We start from the raw sequence: 20,434 nt of genomic DNA, 5'->3' as shown, positions 1-20,434 counted from the left end.
GTGCTCCCGGACGGGCTGCTCCGGGATCTCGCGTCCCGCTCCCCCGCCGAGCTGGGCGAGCTGCTCGCCGCCCGGCCCGACGCCGCGCGCCCGGGCACGGAGTCCCTCGAGGACCTCGCCGAGGCCCTGCTGTCCCGGGCGGGGCTGCGCCGGGCCCTCGACGCCCTCTCCCGGCCCGAGCTGGACGCCGTCGAGCGCGCCGTGCTGCTGGGCCCGCCGGAGGATCCCGCCGAGCGGCTGCTGGCCGGCCCGCCCTGGGACCGGCTGCACCGTCTGGGCCTGGTCCACCGGGACGACGACGCGCTCCGGCTCGTGCCCGGCCTGGCGGAGGCCCTCGGCCGCCATCCGGCGGGTCTGGGCCGTCCGCGGCCGGTGCTCGCCACCCTCGCCGCCCGGCTGCGCGGCGGGGCACCGGACGCGGCGGGGGCCGCGGCCCTGCCGCGCACCGCCGAGGACCTCGCGCAGTGGCCCGCCCCCGCGCGGGAGGTCCTCGAGCGGTTCCGCTCCCGTCCCGTGGGCGCTCTGCCGGACGCCCTGCGCCGTGTCGACCCGGCCGTCGACGCCGGCGCCCGGCCCGTCGACTGGCTCCTGGCCCACGGCGTCCTCCTCCCCGTGGACCCCCGCCACGTGGAGCTCCCGAGGGAGATCGGGCTGCTCCTGCGCGGGCCCGACCCGTGGGCCGCGACCTCCCCGGAGCCGCCGGTCGGGCCGGCCCTCCGGGTGCCCGACCGGCTGCGGGACAACGCCGCCGCGGCGGCGGTCGAGCAGCTGCTGCGCCGGACCGCGGCCCTGCGCGCCGAGCTGCGGGCCCGCCCGCTGACCACCCTGCGGGCGGGCGGGATCGGCGTGCGCGAGCTGCGCCGGCTGCGCTCCGCCCTCGGGATCGAGCACCCCGAGCTCGTCCGGCTCCTCGGTCTGGGCGAACTGGCCGGGCTCGTGCGGCTGGACCCGGACACCTCGGCCTGGCGCCCCGCGCCGGCGCCCTTCGAGGACGCCGAGCGCGCCGACCAGTGGTGGCACGTGGTCCGGTCGTGGCTGGCCTCCGACGTCGTCCCCTCCGCGGTGGGCCTGCCCCTCGCGGACGGCACGGTCGTCGGGGTCCTCACCCGCGGCACCCACGCCCCGGAGGCCCCGGTGGTGCGCCGGGCGCTGCTGGCCGCCCACGCCGAGCTCGCGGAGCGGGCGCCGGGGGGCCACGGCCCCGAGGACGTGCTGGCGCTCGCCCGCTGGCGGCGCCCGCGGCTGGCCCGCGCCCTGGACCGGTGGGGCCCGGGGATGCTGACGGAGGCCGCCGAGCTCGGCCTGGTGGGCGCCGACGCCCTCACCGAGCCCGGCCGGGCGCTCGCGGAGGACCGGCCCGAGGACGCCGTCCGCTCCGTGGCCGGGTGGCTGCCCGCGCCCTCGCGGACGGTGCTGCTGCAGAGCGACCTCACGGCGACGGCCACGGGCCACCTCGCCCCGGACGTGGCGCGCGCCCTCGACCGGCTGGCGGAGCCGGAGGGCCACGGGCCGGTCCCGCGGCACCGCTTCAGCGAGCGCTCCCTGCACCGGGCGCTCGACGCCGGCTGGACGCCGCCCTCGATCCTGGCCTGGCTCGAGGAGCACGGCCGGGGCCCGGTGCCCCAGGCCCTGGCCTACCTGGTCGAGGAGGCCGGCCGGGGGCACGGGCGGATCCGGATCACCCGGGCGGACTGGGTGCTCACCGGCGAGGAGGAGCTGCTGGAGGCGCTCGCCGGCTCCCCGGACCTCGCGGGGCGGCGGCTGCGCCGGCCCGCTCCCGGCGTGCTCGTGGTCGACGCCGGGGAGGAGGCCCCCGGCCGGCGCCGGGGACCCGCCGGCCGGGAGGGCGGGCTCCGGGAGCTCGCGGCGGCCGTCCGGGCCACCGGCACGGAGCCGGCCCTCGACGTCGCCCCCGTGGAGCCCGCGCCGCAGGTCCCCGCCGCGGACCCGACCCTGCTGCTCGAGGTGCCCGCCCCGCGCCTGCCCGTCCCCTCCGCGGAGGAGATCGAGGACCTGGTGGACCGGCTCACCGGCCGGGACCGCGCGCGGCGCCCGCCGGACGACCCGGCCGAGGACCCGGCCGAGGACCTGATCGACGACCCGACCGACAGCGGAGGAGCCGCCCCGTGGGACCCCTGATCGTCCAGAGCGACCGGACCGTGCTGCTCGAGCTCGACCACGAGGACGCCGACGACGCCCGGCGGGAGCTGGCGGCCTTCGCGGAGCTCGAGCGCGCCCCGGAGCACGTGCACACCTACCGCATCACCCCGCTGGGCCTGTGGAACGCCCGGGCCGCCGGGCTGGACGCCGAGCAGGTGCTCGACGTCCTCCTCACCCGTTCCCGCTTCCCGGTCCCCCACGCCCTGCTCCTGGACATCGACGAGACGATGTCCCGCTACGGCCGCCTGGTGCTCGAGCAGGACGCGGTGCACGGGCTCGTGCTGCGCTGCCACGACGCCCCCGTCCTGGAGGAGATCGCCCGGCACCGGAAGATCGCCCCGCTGCTCGGTCCCCGCATCGACGGCGCCACCACGGTGGTGCACGCGAGCGCCCGCGGCCAGCTCAAGCAGCTGCTGCTCACCGTGGGATGGCCGGCGGAGGACCGGGCCGGCTACGTGGACGGCACGCCCCACCCCGTCGCCCTGACGGAGACGGACCCCCTGACGGGCGAGGCATGGGCTCTGCGCCCCTACCAGCGCCACGCGGTGGAGAACTTCTGGGCGGGCGGCAGCGGCGTCGTCGTCCTGCCGTGCGGCGCGGGCAAGACGCTGGTGGGCGCCGGGGTGATGGCCGCGAGCTCGACGACGACGCTCGTCCTGGTCACGAGCACGGTCTCGGCGCGGCAGTGGAAGGCCGAGCTGCTGCGCCGGACCACCCTGACGGAGGACGAGATCGGCGAGTACTCCGGGGCCGTCAAGGAGGTCCGCCCGGTGACGATCGCCACCTACCAGGTGCTGACGGCGCGCCGCGGCGGGATCCACCCGCACCTGGAGCTGCTCGACGGGCACGACTGGGGGCTGATCGTCTACGACGAGGTGCACCTGCTGCCCGCCCCCGTGTTCCGGATGACCGCCGAGCTGCAGGCGCGGCGCCGGCTGGGCCTGACGGCCACCCTGGTGCGCGAGGACCACCGCGAGGGCGAGGTGTTCTCCCTCATCGGCCCGAAGCGCTACGACGCGCCGTGGCGGGAGATCGAGGCCCAGGGCCACATCGCCCCCGCCGACTGCGTCGAGGTCCGGGTGGAGCTGCCCCTCGCGGACCGGATGGCCTACGCCTCCGCGGAGGACGCCGACCGGCACCGCCTCGCCTCGTCCTCCGCGCACAAGCTCGACGTCGTGGCCCGGCTCGTGGCGCGCCACCGCGGGGAGCCGGTGCTCGTGATCGGGCAGTTCCTGGACCAGCTCGACGAGCTGGGCGCGCTGCTGGCCGCCCCGGTGCTCAACGGCAGCACCGGCACGGCCCGGCGGGAGAAGCTCTTCGCCGCGTTCCGGACCGGGGAGCTGCCGGTGCTCGTGGTCTCCAAGGTCGCGAACTTCTCGGTGGACCTGCCGGAGGCCTCGGTCGCCGTGCAGGTCTCGGGGGCCTTCGGCTCGCGCCAGGAGGAGGCGCAGCGCCTGGGCCGGCTGCTGCGGCCCAAGCACGACGGCCGCCCGGCGACCTTCTACACCGTGGTGGCCCGCGACACCGTGGACGCCGACTACGCGGCCCGGCGCCGCCGCTTCCTCGCGGAGCAGGGCTACGCCTACCGGATCGTCGACGCCGCCGCCGTCGAGGCCCCCGGCGAACTCCCCGAGGACCGGTGAGCGCCGTTCAGGCGGCGTTCAGGGTGTTCCGAGAAAATGGGCGGCGTGAAGAACGACAACCCCGAAGCGAAACTGCTCGTCGTCGACGACGAGCCCAACATCCTCGAGCTGCTGGCCACGTCCCTGCGCTTCGCCGGCTTCGAGGTGGTCACCGCCGCCAACGGCCGTGACGCCCTGGCCAAGGCGGAGTCCGAGAACCCGGACCTCGCGGTGCTCGACGTCATGCTCCCGGACATGGACGGCTTCACCGTGACCCGCAAGCTGCGCGCGTCCGGGCAGCACTTCCCCATCCTCTTCCTCACGGCGAAGGACGAGACCGAGGACAAGGTCACCGGTCTGACCGTGGGCGGCGACGACTACGTCACCAAGCCCTTCAGCCTCGACGAGGTCGTCGCCCGCATCCGCGCGGTCCTGCGCCGCACGCAGCCCGCCGAGGAGGACGACTCCCGGCTGCGCGTGGACGACCTGGTCCTCGACGACGACGCGCACGAGGTGTTCCGGGGCGAGCGGGAGATCGACCTGTCCCCCACCGAGTTCAAGCTGCTGCGCTACCTCATGCTCAACCCGAACCGGGTGCTGTCCAAGGCGCAGATCCTCGACCACGTGTGGGAGTACGACTTCAACGGGGACGCCTCGATCGTGGAGTCCTACATCTCCTACCTGCGCCGCAAGATCGACAACGACCCGGAGCTGCCCCCGCTGATCCACACCAAGCGCGGCGTCGGCTACCTCCTGCGCTCCCAGCACAAGAACCACTGACCCGGTCCCGGGATGCACACCCTGTCCTCCCGGTGGCGCTCGGCATCGCTGCGCTCGCAGCTCATGGTGCTCACAGGCCTGCTCCTGGCGCTGTCCATCCTGGTGACGAGCTTCGTGGCGATCTCGGTGCTGCGCACCTCGCTCCTGAACGACATCGACCGCGGGCTGCGGGACTCCGTCCGGCCGGTCTCCACGGTGCTGGTCGCCGACATGGGCGGGGCGCAGGGCGTCCAGGTGCCGCACGCCGGGTTCCTGCTCGACGCCGACGGCGAGACCCTCGCCGAGGCGGTGCACACCCCGGAGGGCGTGCTCGAGCGGCGGCCGGACCTGTCGCAGGTCGACCTCGAGCACGTGCGGGAGAACCCCTTCGAGCCGACGACCGTGGGCTCCGTGGACGCCCCGGACCGCCGGTGGCGGGTGGTCGCGGCCGAGACGGAACGGCTGAACCTCGTGGTGGCGGTCGCCGAGCCGCTCGACGACATGAACGCGATGCTCAGCGCGGTGACCCTCCTGACGCTGAGCTTCGGGGTGGCGACCCTGTTCGCGGCCATGGCGGTCGGCTGGATCCTGGTCACCCGGGCGTTCGCGCCCCTGCACCGGGTGGAGCAGACCGCCGCCCGGATCGCCGAGGGCGACCTCTCCCAGCGCATGGAGGGCTACAACCGGCAGACCGAGATCGGCCAGCTCTCGGCGTCGCTCAACGCGATGCTCGGCCACATCGAGGACGCCTTCGACGCCCGCACCCGGTCCGAGACCAAGCTGCGGCGGTTCGTGGCCGACGCCTCCCACGAGCTGCGCACGCCCCTGGTGACCATCCGGGGCTACTCGGAGCTCTACCGGCACGGCGCCCTACAGGAGCCCGAGGACGTGGCCGGGGCGATGTCCCGGATCGAGTCGGAGGCGAAGCGGATGACGCAGCTCGTGGAGGACCTGCTGATGCTCGCGCGCCTCGACGAGCGGCGGCCCGCCGAGAACGTCGACGTGGACCTGCTCCACCTCGCGTTCGACGCGGCCGGGGACGCCCGCGCCTCCGCCCCCGACCGGCGGATCGAGGTCGGCGGCCTGGGGGGCGGGGGCCCGGTCTCGGCATGGGTGCACGGCGACGAGTTCCGGCTGCGCCAGGTCGTGGCGAACCTCGTGACCAACGCCCTGCGCTACACCCCGGAGGGCACGCCGATCGAGATCGCGGTGGGCGTGGAGCGCTCGGTCGACGACTCCTTCAACGCCGTCCTGCAGGTGCGCGACCACGGCCCGGGCATCCAGGGCGAGGACGCGGAGCGCGTCTTCGAGCGCTTCTACCGGGCCGACTCCTCCCGCACGCGCGAGACCGGCGGGACGGGGCTGGGGCTGTCCATCGTGGCCGCGATCGTCCAGCAGCACGACGGGACGGTGCGGCTCACCGAGACCCCCGGCGGCGGGGCGACGATGACCGTGCGCGTGCCGGGCATCGAGCCCGCCGACGACGCCCCGGAGGTGTGAGCGGGCCCGTCAGGACTCGTCGGTGCCCTGGTGGAAGCGCAGCTGCCAGGGCCCCAGCTCGTTGCGGGAGTCCTCCCGGACCCACAGGGAGCTGCGCAGGCTCGTGCGGTCCCCCGCCGTGAGCCGGTAGACCAGGTGCACGGCCGCGGCGCCGAGTTCGGTGGCCTCCAGCACGTGCACGTCCACCGCGCCGAGCCCCGGTTCGCGGGGCAGCCGGTCGAGGACGTCCGCCCGGGAGCGCCACGACCCCGAGGCCCCGACCTCGGCGAAGGCCTCGTGCAGCAGCTGGCCCAGCCGGCCCGGGTCCGCCCTGACCTCCGGGCGGAGCAGGTCCCGCTCGAGCTCCTGGACGGTCTCCCCCGCCGTCCGGCCGCGGGCCAGCTCCTCCTCGTGGGCGAGCAGCTCGCTCAGCAGATCGGGGTCGTGCCGGTCCTCGAACGCGCCGGGATCCGTGTCCTCCCCCTGCTCCGGGGCGTCCACCGGCTCCGGGGCGTCCACCGGCTCCGGGGCGTCCAGCAGCTCCCGGGCCGGGGTTCGGGGGCCCTCGCCGTCCGGGTGCCGGTCGGCGCCGTCGAAACCGGGCCCCTCGGGCGCGGGGCGCCCGGTCTGGAACGCCGTGGCCACGGCCCGGGCACGGACGTCGGCGGCCTCGTTGAGCTCGTGGCCGGCGTGGCCCTTGACCCACTCGAAGTGCACGTCGCGGCCCGCCATCGCGGCGTCCAGGGCCTTCATGAGCTCCACGTTGAGGACGGGCTTGCCGTCCCTCTTCTTCCAGCCCTTCTTCTTCCAGCCGGGCATCCACTTCGTGATCGAGTTGATGACGTACTGGCTGTCGCACAGCACCCGCAGGGGCTCGTCGGGGCGGTGGGCCGTGGCCTCGAGCAGGTCCAGGACGGCCTTGAGCTCGCCCATGTTGTTGGTGCCGTGCGGCCACCCGCCGGCCCGCCAGGTGTTGTCGTCGATGTACCAGGCCCATCCCGCGGGACCGGGATTGCCCAGCGCGGAGCCGTCGGCGGCAGCAGTGATCGTCATGGCACTCATCTTTTCACGGCGCCCGGACGCCGTGCGCCACGGGTCCTGTGTGCCGCCGGCTCAGTCGCCGGGCTCCTGCTCCAGCTGTTGCTGGGCGACGTCGCGCACCCCGGCGACCCTCGACAGTTGCACGGCCGCCGTGCGCAGGTCCGTCTTGCCCTCGAGCCGCAGGAGCAGCTCCACCTCGGTGCCCTCGGGGCCCTCGACCGTCCGGCTCGAGACCACGGAGGCGCTCAGCTGCAGTTCGTCGACCACCGTCAGGACCTCCCGCAGCACGCCGTGCCCGTCCTCGTAGCGCAGCCGGAGTCCCTGCGGGGCCACCATCCCGGGCAGGCGGCGGGAGAGCGGGGTCAGCAGGATCGCGGAGACGAAGTGCAGGCCCGTGGCGACGACCGCGAGCGGCACGAGCCCGGCCCCGCAGGCCATCCCGATGGCCGCGGAGAGCCAGATGCTCGCGGCCGTCGTCAGGCCGTGCACCACGTCCCGGTTCGTGAAGATCACGCCCGCGCCCAGGAAGCCGATGCCCGTGATGATCTGCGCCGCCACGCGGGAGGGGTCGGGACCGGCGTCGATGCCGGGCAGGACACCGAAGCCGTAGGCGGACACGAGGGAGAACACCGCCGACCCGGTGCCGACCAGGGCGTGCGTGCGCAGCCCGGCGCTCTTGCGCCGCAGCCGCCGTTCGAGGCCCACCAGCGAGGTGAGGCCGAAGGCGATCAGCACGAGCGCGATCTGGACGGGGACCGCGTCCCACACGACGACGTCCACGGCTCCTCCTCCGGCAGCTGGTGCTCACGATTGAACACCACTTCCGGCCCCGCGGCACCACGTGCGGGACGACGACGGGCCGGGCACCTCCGCGAGGTGCCCGGCCCGTGCCGGATGCGTGCTGGGCACGCTCGACGGGTCAGCCGTCGATCACATCATGCCGCCCATGCCGCCCATGCCGTCGTCGGCACCGGCGCCGGCGCCCGCGGGCTCCGGCTTGTCGGCGACGACGGCCTCGGTGGTGAGGAACAGCCCGGCGATGGACGCCGCGTTCTGCAGCGCGGACCGGGTGACCTTGACCGGGTCGTTGATGCCGGCGGCCATCAGGTCCTCGTACTCGCCGGTCGCGGCGTTGAGGCCGTGGCCCTGGGGCAGACCGCGGACCTTGTCCACGACAACGCCGGCCTCGAGGCCCGAGTTGATCGCGATCTGCTTCAGCGGGGCGTCGATGGCGACCTTCACGATGTTCGCGCCGGTGGCCTCGTCGCCGGTGAGCTGCAGCTTGTCGAACGCCTTCTGGCCGGCCTGGATCAGGGCCACGCCGCCGCCGGCGACGATGCCCTCCTCCACGGCAGCCTTGGCGTTGCGCACGGCGTCCTCGATGCGGTGCTTGCGCTCCTTGAGCTCGACCTCGGTGGCGGCACCGGCCTTGAGGACGGCCACGCCGCCGGCCAGCTTGGCCAGGCGCTCCTGCAGCTTCTCGCGGTCGTAGTCCGAGTCCGAGTTGTTGATCTCGGCGCGGATCTGGGCCACGCGGCCCTCGATCTCCTCGGCGGTGCCGGCGCCGTCGACGATGGTGGTCTCGTCCTTGGTCACGACGACCTTGCGGGCCTGGCCCAGCAGGTCCACGGTGGCGGTCTCGAGGGAGAGCCCGACCTCCTCGGTGATGACCTGGCCACCGGTGAGGATGGCGATGTCGGCCAGCTGCGCCTTGCGGCGGTCGCCGAAGCCGGGGGCCTTGACGGCCACGGACTTGATGGAGCCGCGCATCTTGTTGAGCACCAGCAGCGCCAGGGCCTCGCCCTCGACGTCCTCGGCGATGATCAGCAGCGGCTTGCCGGCCTGCATGACCTTCTCGAGCACGGGGACCAGGTCCTTGACCGCGGAGATCTTGGAGTTGACCACGAGGATGTAGGGATCCTCGAGGACGGCCTCCTGGCGGTCGGCGTCGGTGACGAAGTAGCCCGACAGGTAGCCCTTGTCGAAGCGCATGCCCTCGGTCAGCTCGAGGTCCAGCCCGAAGGTGTTGGACTCCTCGACCGTGATCACGCCCTCCTTGCCGACCTTCTCCATCGCCTGGGCGATGAGGCGGCCGATCTCGGGGTCGCCGGCGGAGATCGACGCCGTGGCGGCGATCTGCTCCTCGGTCTCGACCTCCTTGGCGGAGGCCAGCAGCTCCTCGGTGACCGCGGCGACGGCCTTCTCGATGCCGCGCTTGAGGCTCAGCGGGTCGGCGCCGGCGGCCACGTTGCGCAGGCCCTCCTTGACGAGCGCCTGGGCGAGCACGGTGGCGGTGGTGGTGCCGTCGCCGGCGATGTCGTCGGTCTTCTTGGCGACCTCCTTGACGAGCTCGGCGCCGATCTTCTCGAACGGCTCGTCGAGCTCGATCTCCTTGGCGATGGACACGCCGTCGTTGGTGATCGTGGGGGCGCCCCAGGCCTTCTCGAGGACCACGTTGCGGCCGCGCGGGCCGAGGGTGACCTTGACGGCGTCGGCCAGGGTGTTCAGGCCCCGCTCGAGTCCGCGGCGTGCCTCTTCGTCGAAAGCAATCATCTTTGCCATGTGACTTCGTCCCTCCTGGACGGTAGACAAACGGTCGACCTCCACGGTGCCCGCGACGGACGGCGCGCACGACGGCGGACTCTTCCCGACGCCGTGCGGCACCTCACCGTGGTGGTTGAGGTGTCACTCCTGTGCCGGTGGCTGCCCGGGTCGGGCCGGGGACCGAGCCATTAGCAGTCCACACGACTGAGTGCTAATCGCAATCTTGGCACTCGTCCCCGGAGAGTGCAAACCCCTGAGTCGTTTCCGCTCAGCCCTGCCACTCCTCGCGCAGGACGCCGTAGATCAGCCGGTCGTAGTACTCGCCGCCGACCCTGCGGGCCCGGCGGATCCTGGCCTCCTCGGTGAAGCCCAGCTTCACCGCCACACGGCACATGCCCGCGTTGCCGCTCCACGTCTCCAGGTCGAGGCGGTGGGAGTCGGAGTGGGCGAAGAGGTAGTCGATCCACAGGCGCATCGCCTCGGTGCCGTAGCCGCCGCTCCAGTGCTCCGGGGAGTACACGGTGATGCCCAGGGAGCGCAGCGGCAGCAGGTGCGTGCCGTCACCGGGGTCCTCGGTGGGCTTCTCCGCCCAGTACCAGGACACCTGCCCGATGAACCGGTCGTCGGCGGCGTCGGCGATCACCATCGTCTCGCGCGGGTCCGGCCAGTCCCCGGCCGTCACGTGCGCCCGGAGGGTGCCGAGCCAGCGCTGGGCGCCCTCGGCGGTGAAGTTCGGGTAGAACGGGCCGTCCGTGCGCTGCCACTCGTGCTCGCCGCCGCCGGCGGGCGGCATGATCCACGCCTCGTAGTCGACGAGGTCCTCCTCGGTCCAGTCGCGGACGCGGACTCGGCTTCCTTCGATCTGCACGGTGGTTCCTTCCGGTGGCGTCGGGGGTGAACGACGTCGTGGTGAACGGCGTCGGGGGCGGACGGGCTCCGGGACCGGAGCCGACGGGGGACGCCTCGAGGACCGGGTCGGCTCAGGACCCCGGGGACGTGGCGCCCGGCGCCGGGGCGACCTCGCCCGGGGCGTTGAGGAACGAGAACACCCCGACGCCGAGGGTCAGCACCCCGGCCAGGACGATGGCGGTGAGCTCTCGGGCGCCCACGCGGACGGTCGGCCGGACACCGCGGTGGGCGCCCTGGCGGGGCCCGTCCTCGGGGACGTCGTCGAACTCGTCGTGCGGGTACTGGGTCATCCGTGGTCTCCTCGCTGCCGGCGCAGCCTGGCCACGAGCATCGGGTCGTGCTCGAGGGCGGCGCGGGTGTCGATCAGGACGTTGAGCCGCTGGTAGTAGTGGGTGGGCGAGAGGTTCAGGCGGCGGCGGATCTCCATCTCCTTCGCCCCCTGGTACTTCCACCGCAGGTTCTCGAGCGAGAGGATCTCGCGGTCCACGGCGTCCAGGCCGGCCTCCTCGCCGGGGTCTTCCCCGTCGAAGGCGGCCTCCCCGTCCGGCACCGGCTCCGCGCCGAGGGCCGCGTCGTCGTCGGGCCGGGCGTCCTCGGGCACCGCGTCCTCGGGCACCGCGTCCTCGCCGGTCACCGCGACTCGGCCCGCGGCCGCAGGGAGAGGGTGGTCAGCTGCGCGTCCTCGCCCGCGTCCACGACGGCGCGCACCGCCGCGGCCACGGACTCCGGCCGGAGGTAGCGCTCCGGGACGTACTCGTGGCCCAGGCCCGCCTGGATGTCCCGCTGCATCTGCGTGTCGACCGGGCCGGGGTGCACCGAGCTGACCACGACGCCGTCGGCCTCGACCTCCTGGCGGAGCGAGTCGGCGAGCGCGCGCAGGGCGAACTTCGAGGCCGCGTAGACGGCGTCCCCGGCGCGGGCGTTGAGCCCCGAACCGGAGTTGAGGAACACGACCTTCCCTCGGGCCGCTCGCAGGGCCGGCAGCAGGAGCCGGGTCAGCTCCGCGGGGACCACCACGTTGAGCTCGAGCTGCGCCCGCCAGTCCGCCACGGAGGCGGCCTCCACCGTGGTGCGCCCGGCCACGGCCGCCGAGTGCACCAGGACGTCGACCCGGTCCAGGCCGGCCACCACGGACGGCAGGGCCGCGACGTCGGTCAGGTCGGCGGCGCGGACGGTGACGTGCGGGATGCCGGAGAGCTCGGCCAGCCGGCCGGCGTCCCGGCCCAGGGCCAGGACGTCGTGGTCGCGGGCGAGGTCCACCACGCACGCGCGGCCGATGCCTCCGGTGGCCCCGGTGACGACAGCGAGGGGTCGGGTCTCGGTGGGGGAAGCGCTCATGCGCCCACTCTAGCCAGTCCGCCGCCGGTCCCGCCCGTCCCGGACCGAACGGGCCGGGACGGTGGCGGCCCCGGTATCCTGGCCCGCAGCCGACCACGCGGAGGAGCCCCATGGCAGCCGACCCCCACGCCACGGGAGATCCCGGGGCGGACCCGGACAGCGCGGAGAAGCCCTCGTCGCCGGCGCAGATCACGAGACCCTCGTGGGGCTACATCCTGCGCCGGACCGTCCACGAGTTCCGCCGCGACGAGTGCACGGACTCGGCGGCGGTGATGACGTTCTTCGCCGTGCTGTCCATCTTCCCGGGGCTGCTCACGGTGGTGTCGATGCTCGGCGTCGTCGGTCAGGCCGAGGCGACCACCAGGACCCTGTTGCGCCTGCTCGACGAGTTCGGGGTCCCGGAGGGGGCCGTGGCCGTGCTCGAGGGGCCGATCGGCGAGCTCACCGGCTTCCCGTCCGCGGGCCTGGCACTGGTCACCGGTCTGGTCGGCGCCCTGTGGACGGCCTCGGGCTACGTGCGGGCCTTCGGACGGTCCATGAACCGGATCTACGAGGTCGAGGAGGGCCGCCCCGCCTGGAAGCTCTACCCCCTGATGATCGCGGTGACGCTGTCCCTGGTGGTCCTGGTGGTGGGCATGATGCTGCTCCTGCTGCTCTCCGGACCGGTCGCCGAGCGGCTCGGCGAGCTGATCGGCCTCGGCGACGCGGCGCTCCGGCTCTGGCAGGCCGCCCGGATCCCGGCCCTGCTCCTGCTGCTCGTCTTCGTGATCGCCCTGCTCTACTACGCCACCCCGAACATCCGGCAGCCGAGGTTCCGGTGGCTCAGCATCGGCTCGGTGGTCGCCATCCTGGTCATGAGCGCCGCGACCAGCGGGTTCAGCTTCTACGTGTCCAACGTCAACGACTACAACGCCACCTACGGTGCCATCGGCGGCGTGATCGTCCTGCTGCTGTGGATCTGGATCATGAACATCGTGCTGCTCGCGGGCGCCGAGCTCAACGCCGAGATCGAGCGCGGACGCCAGCTCCAGGCCGGGATCGAGGCCGAGGAGAACCTGCGGCTGCCGCCGCGGGACCTCCGGGGCGTCCGGAGGCTGCAGGCGAAGGAGCAGGAGCTCGTCGAGGAGGGCCGCGCACTGCGCCGTCGGCACTCCGGTCCCGACCCCAAGGAGCACGTGCGCGCCGGGGACGGCGCGGCACCGGCCTAGAGTGGTGCACGGCGCACCCGCACCGACACCCGCACCGAGGAGCACTGTGAGCGAGCCCCAGCCCCTGGACAGGATCATGGCCCCCGACTGGGCGGAGGCCCTCGCCCCGATGGAACCGCAGATCCGGCGGATGGGGCAGTTCCTGCGCGAGGAGCACGCCGACGGCCACCGCACGCTCCCGGAGGGCCCGGCGGTCCTGCGGGCGTTCCAGGAACCGCTCGAACAGGTCAAGGTGCTGGTCGTCGGGCAGGATCCCTACCCCACCCCCGGTCACGCCATGGGTCTGTCCTTCTCCGTGCAGCCCCACGTGCGCCCCGTGCCCCGCTCCCTGCAGAACATCTACAAGGAGCTGCGCGAGGACCTCGGCGTCGACCCTCCGGAGCACGGCGACCTCTCCGCGTGGTCCCGGCAGGGCGTGATGCTCCTGAACAGGGTCCTCACCGTGCGCGAGGGCACGCCCGCCTCCCACCGCGGCAAGGGCTGGGAGGCGGTCACGGAGCGCGCGATCCAGGCCCTCGCCGCCCGGGGGACGCCGCTGGTGGCCATCCTGTGGGGACGGGACGCACGGAACACCGCCCCCTGGCTGGACGGCTTCCCCGCGGTCGAGTCCGCGCACCCGTCCCCGCTGTCCGCCTCCCGGGGCTTCTTCGGCTCCCGGCCGTTCTCCCGCACCAACCAGCTCCTGGAGCAGCAGGGCGCGGAGCCCGTCGACTGGCGGCTGTGACACCGGCGGGCCTCCGTTAGGGTGGGCGGCATGACGACGACCCCCGGGGCCCGGCCCGCCAGACCCCGCAAGCCGCAGCTGAACCTGACGGTGCGCTCCCGCGAGCTGCTGTCCCCGTCGATGGTCCGGGTCGTCCTGGTCATCGACGAGCCCGAGCGCTACACGGACATCGTCCCGCCCGAGAAGTACGTCAAGCTCGTCTTCCTCCGGCCCGGCACGGCAGGTGCCGGCACCGCGAACCCCGGCACGGACGCTCCGGACTCCGAGACCGCGGGTTCGTCGCGGCAGGGTGCGGAGCCCGGCCGGAACCCCGACTACTGGGAGCTCAAGGAGACCCTGCCGGGCGACCGGCAGCCCGTCACCCGCCACCTCACCATCCGCCGGTACGTGCCGGAGCGGCACGAGCTGTGGATGGACTTCGTGCTGCACGGCGACAACGGCTTCGCCGGCCCGTGGGCGGCCCGCGCCGAGCCCGGGGACCGCATCATCGCCCTCGGCCCCGGGGGCAAGTGGACGCCGGCCCCGGACGCCGCGTGGACCTTGATCGCCGCCGACGACGCCGCGATCCCCGCCGCCCTCGCCGTCCTGGAGACCCTCCCGGCCTCCGCGCAGGGCGAGGTGCTGCTGGAGGTGGACACGCCCTCCGACATCCAGCCGGTGTCCGCCCCGGCCGGGATGGCGGTGCGCTGGGTGTTCCGGGCGGACAGCGGTCCCGGAGCGGACCCTGCCCTGGTGCGGGCCGTTCGCGAGGCCGGGTGGCCCGCCGACCCGGAAGGGGTCCAGGTCTTCGCCCACGGCGAGCGGGAGATCATGAAGGCCCTGCGCGAGGAGCTGTTCACGCGCCGTCGGCTGGAGCGGGACCAGGTCTCGCTGTCCGGCTACTGGGCGAGGGGCCGCACCGAGGACGTGTTCCAGGCGGAGAAGAAGCTGCCGGTCGGCCAGATTCTCTGAGCCGGACCCGCGAGCGGTGATCCTTCGGGCTGCGCGGCGCTGAGCTGCTCGCCCCGAGATCGGGACCCGGTTCTCGGACGCGTCCGAGAACCGGGCCGTTCTTCCGCATCTCACGGCCGCTCCTCCCCGTCCCAGGGCATGGTCACGGTCTGGGTCACGGGCTCCGGCCCCGGCCCGCCGTTATGGTGTCGGACCCGGTGGGGATCATGAGACATGACCACTACCGCCGGCCGGCCGCGGAGCCTGGAGAAGGCCCTCCGGGAGGACAAGGCCGTTGCCGACCGCGAGTACGCCGGTGCTGTGACGGAGCTGGTCGAGGACGCCCGGGCGGAGGCCCGGGCTGCGGGCCGGCAGCTGCGGGTGATCCACCGGATGTGGCAGTTGCAGGAACTGGCGCACGATCGGCGACGGGCGGCCCAGGCACACTGGTCGAACGAGCGAGCCCGCAGTCGTGGGCAGCACATACCGGAACCGGAGAAGCGCACGGTGCTGGACGTGGCCGACGAGATCGGCCCGGCGCTGCGGCTGCCGGCGGGCACGGCGGTGCGCCGGGTGGAGAACGCGGTCCTGCTCGCCGAGAGACTGCCCCGGGTCCTGCAGGCTCTCGAGTCCGGGGCGATCGCCCCGCGCCAGACCGAGGTGATCGTAGACCTGTGGCGGGATCTGGTGGGTGCGACCGGCCGGCCGCCCGAGCAGTGGCCGCTCGGCGAGGCCGTGTCCCGTGTCGTGGACGAGCTGCTGGAGAAGGCGCCGACGGCCACCGCGGCCCAGCTCCGGGCGCTGGCCCGGCGGCGGCGGGCCTGGTTGCTGGTCGGCTCTCAGGAGGACCGCCATCAGCTGGCCCGTCGGGGGCGCAGGGTGTGGATAGAACCCGAGGAGGACGGCATGGCGCGGCTGTGCGCCCTCCTGGACGCGGCCACCGCCCACGCCGTCCACGCCCGTCTCGCGTCCATCGCCGCCCGGGTGGATCCGCACAGCCCGGCGTCGGACCTGGCGGAGTCTGCGTGTGGCGGCCAGGGTGTCGCTGAGGGCCGGGGCCGGGACGACGACCGGAGCTGCTGGGAGGACGGGCCGCGCACGGCAGGGCAGCTGCGCGCGGACGTGCTCGCCGCACTGCTGCTGGACGGGGAGCCCGCCGGCATGCCAGAGCACCTGCGCGGGATCCGCGGGCAGGTCACGGTCACCGTTCCCGTGCTCTCGCTGCTGGAGCACAGCGCACAGACTCCCGGCCGCGGATTCCCCGGCCGGTCGCCCGGCGGAGACGCGGTCCCCAGCCGATCACCCAGCGGAGGCGGACTCTCCGGCGGATCCCCCAGCGAAGGCGCGCTGCCCGGCAGATCATTCAACGGAGACGCACTCCCCGGCCGGTCGCCCGGCGGAGGCGGGCTTCCCGGCAGATCACCCGACGGAGACGCGGTCCCCGGAGGATCATCCAGTGCCGGCGGAACGACCGGCCGCGGCGGACCGGCAGGAAGCCCCGGATGCGCGGAGCTGGCCGGGTACGGGCCGATCCCGGTGAGCGTGGCCGAGCGGATCGCCGCCGGCGCCGGGTCCTGGTCGAGGGTTCTGACACATCCGGTCACCGGCACCGTCCTGGACCACGACCGCACCACGTACGCCGTGCCGGCCGATCTCAAGCGCCGGCTGCGAGCGAGGGACGGCACCTGCCGGTTCCCCGGATGCCGGCGCCGTGCCGAGCGCTGCGACCTCGACCACACCGTGGCCTGGGTCGAGGGCGGGCCGACCGCCGCGGACAACCTCGCCCATCTGTGCCGTCACCACCACGTCCTCAAGCACCGGGACGGCCCGCTCGGGCGCTGGCAGGTCCGACACCGCCGCAGGGAGTCCCCGGAGGGCGTCCTGGAATGGACCTCACCGGCAGGACGCGTCCACGTGACCTACCCCCAGCAGCACCACCACCCCGTGCTCTCGCCGCTGCGGATCGCCGACGACCTGCCCGTCGACGGCCGGCCCCCGGCAGAGCAGGCACCGGACGAGCCGTCACCGGCTGCGGTCCTGTGGACATCCCGCAGGACCGTGCCCTCCGGAGCCCGACCTCACGAGGTCCGCCCCGATGGGGTCCGGCAGGACGACGACCCGCCCCCGTTCTGAGCCGCACCGACGATCCAGCCCGGTGCTGCCCCGGGCCCACAGGCCACCACAGCGCTGAACCGGGCCCACAGCGCACCACGGTGCTGACCCTGGTCAGCGTGTCAGCGTGTCAGCGGCGCCGGTTGCGCCGAGAACTGGTGCCGTTGAGGTGCCCCACGAAGGGGCGCATGAGGTACTTTCCGAGCACCACCCCGGAGGCCAGGGCCACGATCGAGGCCATCGCGTTGACGAGCCCCACGATCCCGGGGCCGTAGGTGTCCGTCTCCACGGTGATGGTGTACATGCCGCGGAAGATGGACAGCCCGGGTAGCAGGAAGGTCATCGCGGGGATCGCCAGGACCAGCTGGGGAATCCGGTGCCGGGCCGCGAGCACGGTCGCCACGCACCCGCTGGTGATCGCCGCGAGCGCCGTGTCCAGGCGAGAGCCCAGGCCGGCGGCCATTCCGGTGTGGTAGACCACAAGGCCGCCGAGGGCGGCGGCCACGGTCGAGAGCACGTGACGGGGCTTGGCCTGCATCGTGACCGCGATGAGCCCGGTGGCGATCAGCATGAACACGGAGTTGGTCAGCGGGCCCACCGGGTCGAAGGCGCTCTGCGAGACGTCGACCCGGGGCATGCCGGCGTAGCCGGCCACGGAGATGCCACCGGCGATGCCGGCCACGATGCCGAGGAACGCCATGGACGTGGAGAGCAGTCGCCCGGCCGCCGTGACGGGGAACCCGTTGATCGCGTCCTGCATGGTGGAGACCATGCGGGTGGTGGGCAGGAGCAGGATGATCCCGCCCGCGATGACCCGTGCCGGTGACAGGTCGACACCGGCCCAGGACATCAGCAGGGCCATCGTGGTGAGGATCCCCGACTGGGCGGCCATGGTGAAGAACTCGGGGATCCGCCAGACGCCCAGCCGGTGCGCCACGACCTGGTTGATGATCGAGGACAGACCGGCGACGAGCGCGCCCAGGACCCCTCCCCCGATGCCCACGGTGATGGACACCGCCGCGGCGGTCGTGGCGGCGCGGACCATCCACCGCGGATAGGGCTTGGGCTTGGCGTTGATCGCCTCGAGGCGCCGCTCCGCCTCCCCGCGGGGCATCTCCCCGCCCGTGATGTCCGCGACGAGTTGATGGGTCTCCGCCAGGCCCGCGTAGTTGTCCGTCCAGGAGCGCACGACCCGCATGACCGTGTGGCTGTTCGTGTCCGGGTCGTTGAAGACGTCCTCGCGGGTGCGGGTGTCGCCGCCGTCCGCCTGGTCCTCGGCGACGTAGTTGATCGTCACGGCCTGGTTGGTGATGTCCACCTCGACGTTCTCGACCCCGTAGGTGGCGCACACGGCGATGATGGCGTTCTCGACGTCGAGGGCGTCGGCGCCGTAGTGGAACATGGTCTCCGCGAGCCGCAGCGCGAAGTTCAGGGTGCGCCGGGCCTGCCGGCTGGTGGACTCGCCGAACCGGCGCAGATTGGCGAAGGGCGAGGCGTTGAGCCGTTCCACCACGCGCATGGGGGCGGTCGGGGCGGCCTCCCCCTGCAGGATGGAGCGCAGCCGGGCGCGCCCACCGGGGCGGGCCCCCTGCGCCCGGGTGGACGGGTAGGCGCCCCGCTGCATCCGGTCGGAGCTCTTGCCGGGAGCCGGGAGCGGCCCGATCGTCGTCGTCTCCGGGCGGGAGACGGGGACCGTGTCGGTACCGGTGCGGCGCCGCCGGCGCGCCGACGCCGGCAGGGGCACGGTCTCGGCGGCGGAGAGCAGCTCGCGGCGCTTCTCCGGCTCGGGGGTGTCCCCGTGCCGGCGGATCAGGCTCGTGCTGAGCACGGGCAGCGCCTGCGGGGCGTCGGGCACGATGTCGAGCACGGTGGTCCCGGCGCGGCGCCGGGCGTGCTGGGCCTGGTCCTCGGTGGGGCGCACCGCGGGCAGGCCCGCGCCGTGCCGGGCGACCGGGCGGGCGGCGCCCGTGAGCGTCGTGTCCCCGCCGGGACCGAAGGGCTCGACGACGTGGAGGTCGGGCTCCTCGGCCCCGTCCGACGAGGGGTAGGCGGCGAACGGGCGCAGGGGGGCGCGCTGGTCGGTCACCACGCGGCGTTCCTCCTTCCGTGGCGCGGGGGCGGGGGCCCGGCGGGCGGTCGGGGTCGGATCAGTAGAAGGGCTGGCCCGTGCGGCGGACCCACAGCTGGCGCTGGACCTTCTCGGCCACGTTGGTCCACACCGCGTACTTGGCGGGGCTCAGGACCTGGTCGTGGACGCCCACGAAGTCGACCACGGTCTTGGTGAAGCTCGTCTTGAACAGCCCCAGACCGTAGTAGGGGTGCTCCTTGTTCTTGAGCTGGTCGCTCGGCGGGGTGCCGCAGAAGTCGTACTCGACGATCCCGTGCTCGCGCATGAGGTCCGTGATCGCGGTCCACTGCAGCAGGTGGGAGTCACCGTACTGGCGGCGCCGGGGCTTCGAGCCGCCGTCCTTGTAGGTGCCCTTGGTGCCGTAGGCGATGACGTAGGCGCCCACCGAGGGCTCGCCGTCCTCGTAGGTGAAGTACAGCCGCCCCTGGCCGGCCTGCTCGAACGCCGTCCAGAACTTCGCGTAGTACTCGTAGGAGCGCAGGTTCACGTTCGCGTCCCCCTGCCCCACGGTGTCCATGAGCGCGTACATCCGGCGCATGTTCTGCTCGGTCAGCTCGACCCGTTCGACGGTGCAGCCCTCGCGCAGGGCCCGCCGGACGGCGTTGCGCCCGCGGGAGTGCAGCGACTTCAGCACGGCCTCCTCGTCCCGGTCGGTGTCGAGGACCGCCGTGGAGTCGTTGGGCTGGATGTTGAAGGACTTCTTCAGCCCGGCCCGCGCGAGCACGCCGCGGGCGTAGTCGGAGTCCAGGACGTCCGGCTCGATCTTGATCGCGAAGACGTTCAGCCGCTGCTCGGCCACGAGCCGGGCACTGGCCGCGGCGATCCCGGGGATGTCGTCGACGGAGGCGACGTCCGGGCCCTTGATCATGTACCAGAGCTTGCCGAGGGCGGGCACCGCCTTCTCGAGGACGAGGTTGTAGGACGACTGTCCGCCGTCGGCGGGCTCGTGCACGAGGTGCAGGGGCCGCCACCCGTGGTCCGCCTTGACGTCCGCGAAGGACGCCGACTGCAGCAGGTTGCCGCCGTGCGGGTTCGCCGTGACGTGGGTGTCCCAGGCCTCGATCTCCTGGGCGGTGGCGAAGCGTGCGGTGAACTCTCGCAAGGCTCTCTCAATCGTCGGGGTCGTCGGGGCCGGCCGGCCGGAGGTGGCCGGCGGGCCGGTGCGCCGGCGGGGGCCGGCCCCGGTCAGTCTAACCGCGCGGGCCTGAGGGGCCTCTGAGCCGTGCCGGTCGGGCGCCGTGTCCCCGTTCCCGTCCCCGCGGCGGGCCCGGGACGGGGCCGGGACGGGGCCGGGACGGGGCCGGGACGGGGCCGGGACGGGGCCGGGACGGGGCCGGGACGGGGCCGGGACGGGGCCGGGACGGGGCCGGGGCGGGACCGGGTGCCGCGCTGTGTATTCTGTTCAGGCGGTTCGCACCGGCAGGTCCGCGGCGCGCACCGGCAGGTCCGCTCCGATCCCCGGCGCGGTCCGGACCAGGGA

At 73.9% G+C, this 20,434-nt stretch carries 17 protein-coding genes; 8 read left to right on the top strand and 9 right to left on the bottom strand.

What is annotated here, in order from left to right; all coding sequences use genetic code 11:
- The 4 genes from AC6CH6_RS05795 to AC6CH6_RS05780 are packed head-to-tail and all read left to right on the top strand — an operon-like array spanning nucleotide 1 to nucleotide 6,041.
- Nucleotides 1-2,139 carry a helicase-associated domain-containing protein gene (locus tag AC6CH6_RS05795; RefSeq protein WP_498254396.1) on the top strand — a complete coding sequence of 713 codons (2,139 nt, stop codon included), beginning with the start codon at nucleotides 1-3 and terminating at the stop codon, nucleotides 2,137-2,139.
- On the top strand, nucleotides 2,127-3,803 hold the full coding sequence (locus AC6CH6_RS05790) for a DNA repair helicase XPB (protein WP_498254395.1): 1,677 nt from the start codon (nucleotides 2,127-2,129) through the stop codon (nucleotides 3,801-3,803). The genes AC6CH6_RS05795 and AC6CH6_RS05790 overlap by 13 nt, the downstream gene beginning before the upstream one ends.
- 36 nt (nucleotides 3,804-3,839) lie before the next feature.
- A complete protein-coding gene (locus tag AC6CH6_RS05785; RefSeq protein ID WP_017832745.1) occupies nucleotides 3,840-4,562 on the top strand; it encodes a response regulator transcription factor in 723 nt (240 codons plus the stop codon).
- Nucleotides 4,563-4,574: 12 nt separating this feature from the next.
- A complete protein-coding gene (locus AC6CH6_RS05780) occupies nucleotides 4,575-6,041 on the top strand; it encodes a sensor histidine kinase (protein ID WP_017832746.1) in 1,467 nt (488 codons plus the stop codon).
- A 9-nt stretch (nucleotides 6,042-6,050) separates the two neighbouring features.
- Here the strand turns inward: AC6CH6_RS05780 and AC6CH6_RS05775 are convergent, their stop codons facing one another.
- The 7 genes from AC6CH6_RS05775 to AC6CH6_RS05745 all read right to left on the bottom strand — a co-directional run bounded on the left by AC6CH6_RS05775 (nucleotide 6,051) and on the right by AC6CH6_RS05745 (nucleotide 11,852).
- On the bottom strand, nucleotides 6,051-7,073 hold the full coding sequence (locus AC6CH6_RS05775; protein ID WP_498254394.1) for an RNase H family protein: 1,023 nt from the start codon (nucleotides 7,071-7,073) through the stop codon (nucleotides 6,051-6,053).
- Nucleotides 7,074-7,133: 60 nt separating this feature from the next.
- Nucleotides 7,134-7,841 carry an MgtC/SapB family protein gene (locus AC6CH6_RS05770; RefSeq protein WP_498254393.1) on the bottom strand — a complete coding sequence of 236 codons (708 nt, stop codon included), beginning with the start codon at nucleotides 7,839-7,841 and terminating at the stop codon, nucleotides 7,134-7,136.
- A gap of 150 nt (nucleotides 7,842-7,991) precedes the next feature.
- Entirely contained in the window at nucleotides 7,992-9,623 is a 1,632-nt protein-coding gene (gene groL / locus AC6CH6_RS05765; protein ID WP_133410673.1) for a chaperonin GroEL, read from the bottom strand.
- Between the two features lie 250 nt (nucleotides 9,624-9,873).
- Nucleotides 9,874-10,473 carry a GNAT family N-acetyltransferase gene (locus tag AC6CH6_RS05760; RefSeq protein ID WP_498254392.1) on the bottom strand — a complete coding sequence of 200 codons (600 nt, stop codon included), beginning with the start codon at nucleotides 10,471-10,473 and terminating at the stop codon, nucleotides 9,874-9,876.
- A gap of 112 nt (nucleotides 10,474-10,585) precedes the next feature.
- The gene (locus AC6CH6_RS05755; RefSeq protein ID WP_498254391.1) at nucleotides 10,586-10,804 is read right to left on the bottom strand and encodes a hypothetical protein; all 219 of its coding nucleotides are present in this window, start codon (nucleotides 10,802-10,804) and stop codon (nucleotides 10,586-10,588) included.
- Nucleotides 10,801-11,130: a DUF3263 domain-containing protein gene (locus AC6CH6_RS05750; protein WP_498254390.1), complete on the bottom strand. Its 330-nt coding sequence runs from the start codon at nucleotides 11,128-11,130 to the stop codon at nucleotides 10,801-10,803. Before AC6CH6_RS05750 ends, AC6CH6_RS05755 begins: the two co-directional genes overlap by 4 nt.
- Nucleotides 11,131-11,144: 14 nt before the next feature.
- The gene (locus AC6CH6_RS05745) at nucleotides 11,145-11,852 is read right to left on the bottom strand and encodes an SDR family oxidoreductase (RefSeq protein WP_498254389.1); all 708 of its coding nucleotides are present in this window, start codon (nucleotides 11,850-11,852) and stop codon (nucleotides 11,145-11,147) included.
- A gap of 110 nt (nucleotides 11,853-11,962) precedes the next feature.
- On the opposite strand from AC6CH6_RS05745, the gene AC6CH6_RS05740 reads away from it, so the two are divergent.
- From AC6CH6_RS05740 to AC6CH6_RS05725, 4 genes are all read left to right on the top strand, one after another.
- Nucleotides 11,963-13,060 carry a YihY/virulence factor BrkB family protein gene (locus AC6CH6_RS05740; protein WP_498254388.1) on the top strand — a complete coding sequence of 366 codons (1,098 nt, stop codon included), beginning with the start codon at nucleotides 11,963-11,965 and terminating at the stop codon, nucleotides 13,058-13,060.
- A 46-nt stretch (nucleotides 13,061-13,106) separates the two neighbouring features.
- A complete protein-coding gene (locus AC6CH6_RS05735; protein ID WP_498254387.1) occupies nucleotides 13,107-13,784 on the top strand; it encodes a uracil-DNA glycosylase in 678 nt (225 codons plus the stop codon).
- Between the two features lie 30 nt (nucleotides 13,785-13,814).
- Nucleotides 13,815-14,735, top strand: coding sequence for a siderophore-interacting protein (locus AC6CH6_RS05730; RefSeq protein WP_498254386.1), 921 nt, complete (start codon nucleotides 13,815-13,817; stop codon nucleotides 14,733-14,735).
- A 213-nt stretch (nucleotides 14,736-14,948) separates the two neighbouring features.
- Complete coding sequence (locus tag AC6CH6_RS05725) at nucleotides 14,949-16,847, top strand: HNH endonuclease signature motif containing protein (RefSeq protein WP_498254385.1); 1,899 nt, start codon at nucleotides 14,949-14,951, stop codon at nucleotides 16,845-16,847.
- Between the two features lie 109 nt (nucleotides 16,848-16,956).
- On the opposite strand, the gene AC6CH6_RS05720 is transcribed toward AC6CH6_RS05725, so the two are convergent.
- Together AC6CH6_RS05720 and AC6CH6_RS05715 are read right to left on the bottom strand one after the other, a co-directional pair.
- Nucleotides 16,957-18,915 (bottom strand): threonine/serine exporter family protein, encoded by a 1,959-nt coding sequence (locus AC6CH6_RS05720; RefSeq protein ID WP_498254384.1) that lies wholly within the window; start codon nucleotides 18,913-18,915, stop codon nucleotides 16,957-16,959.
- 58 nt (nucleotides 18,916-18,973) lie between these two features.
- Nucleotides 18,974-20,056 (bottom strand): lipid II:glycine glycyltransferase FemX, encoded by a 1,083-nt coding sequence (locus AC6CH6_RS05715; RefSeq protein WP_498254383.1) that lies wholly within the window; start codon nucleotides 20,054-20,056, stop codon nucleotides 18,974-18,976.
- Between the last annotated feature and the right edge of the window lie 378 nt (nucleotides 20,057-20,434).

The organism is Kocuria sp. GQ42, assembly GCF_059758435.1.
The sequence above is the reverse complement of the archived record's forward strand: the minus strand, read 5'-3'. Positions and strand labels throughout refer to the sequence as shown.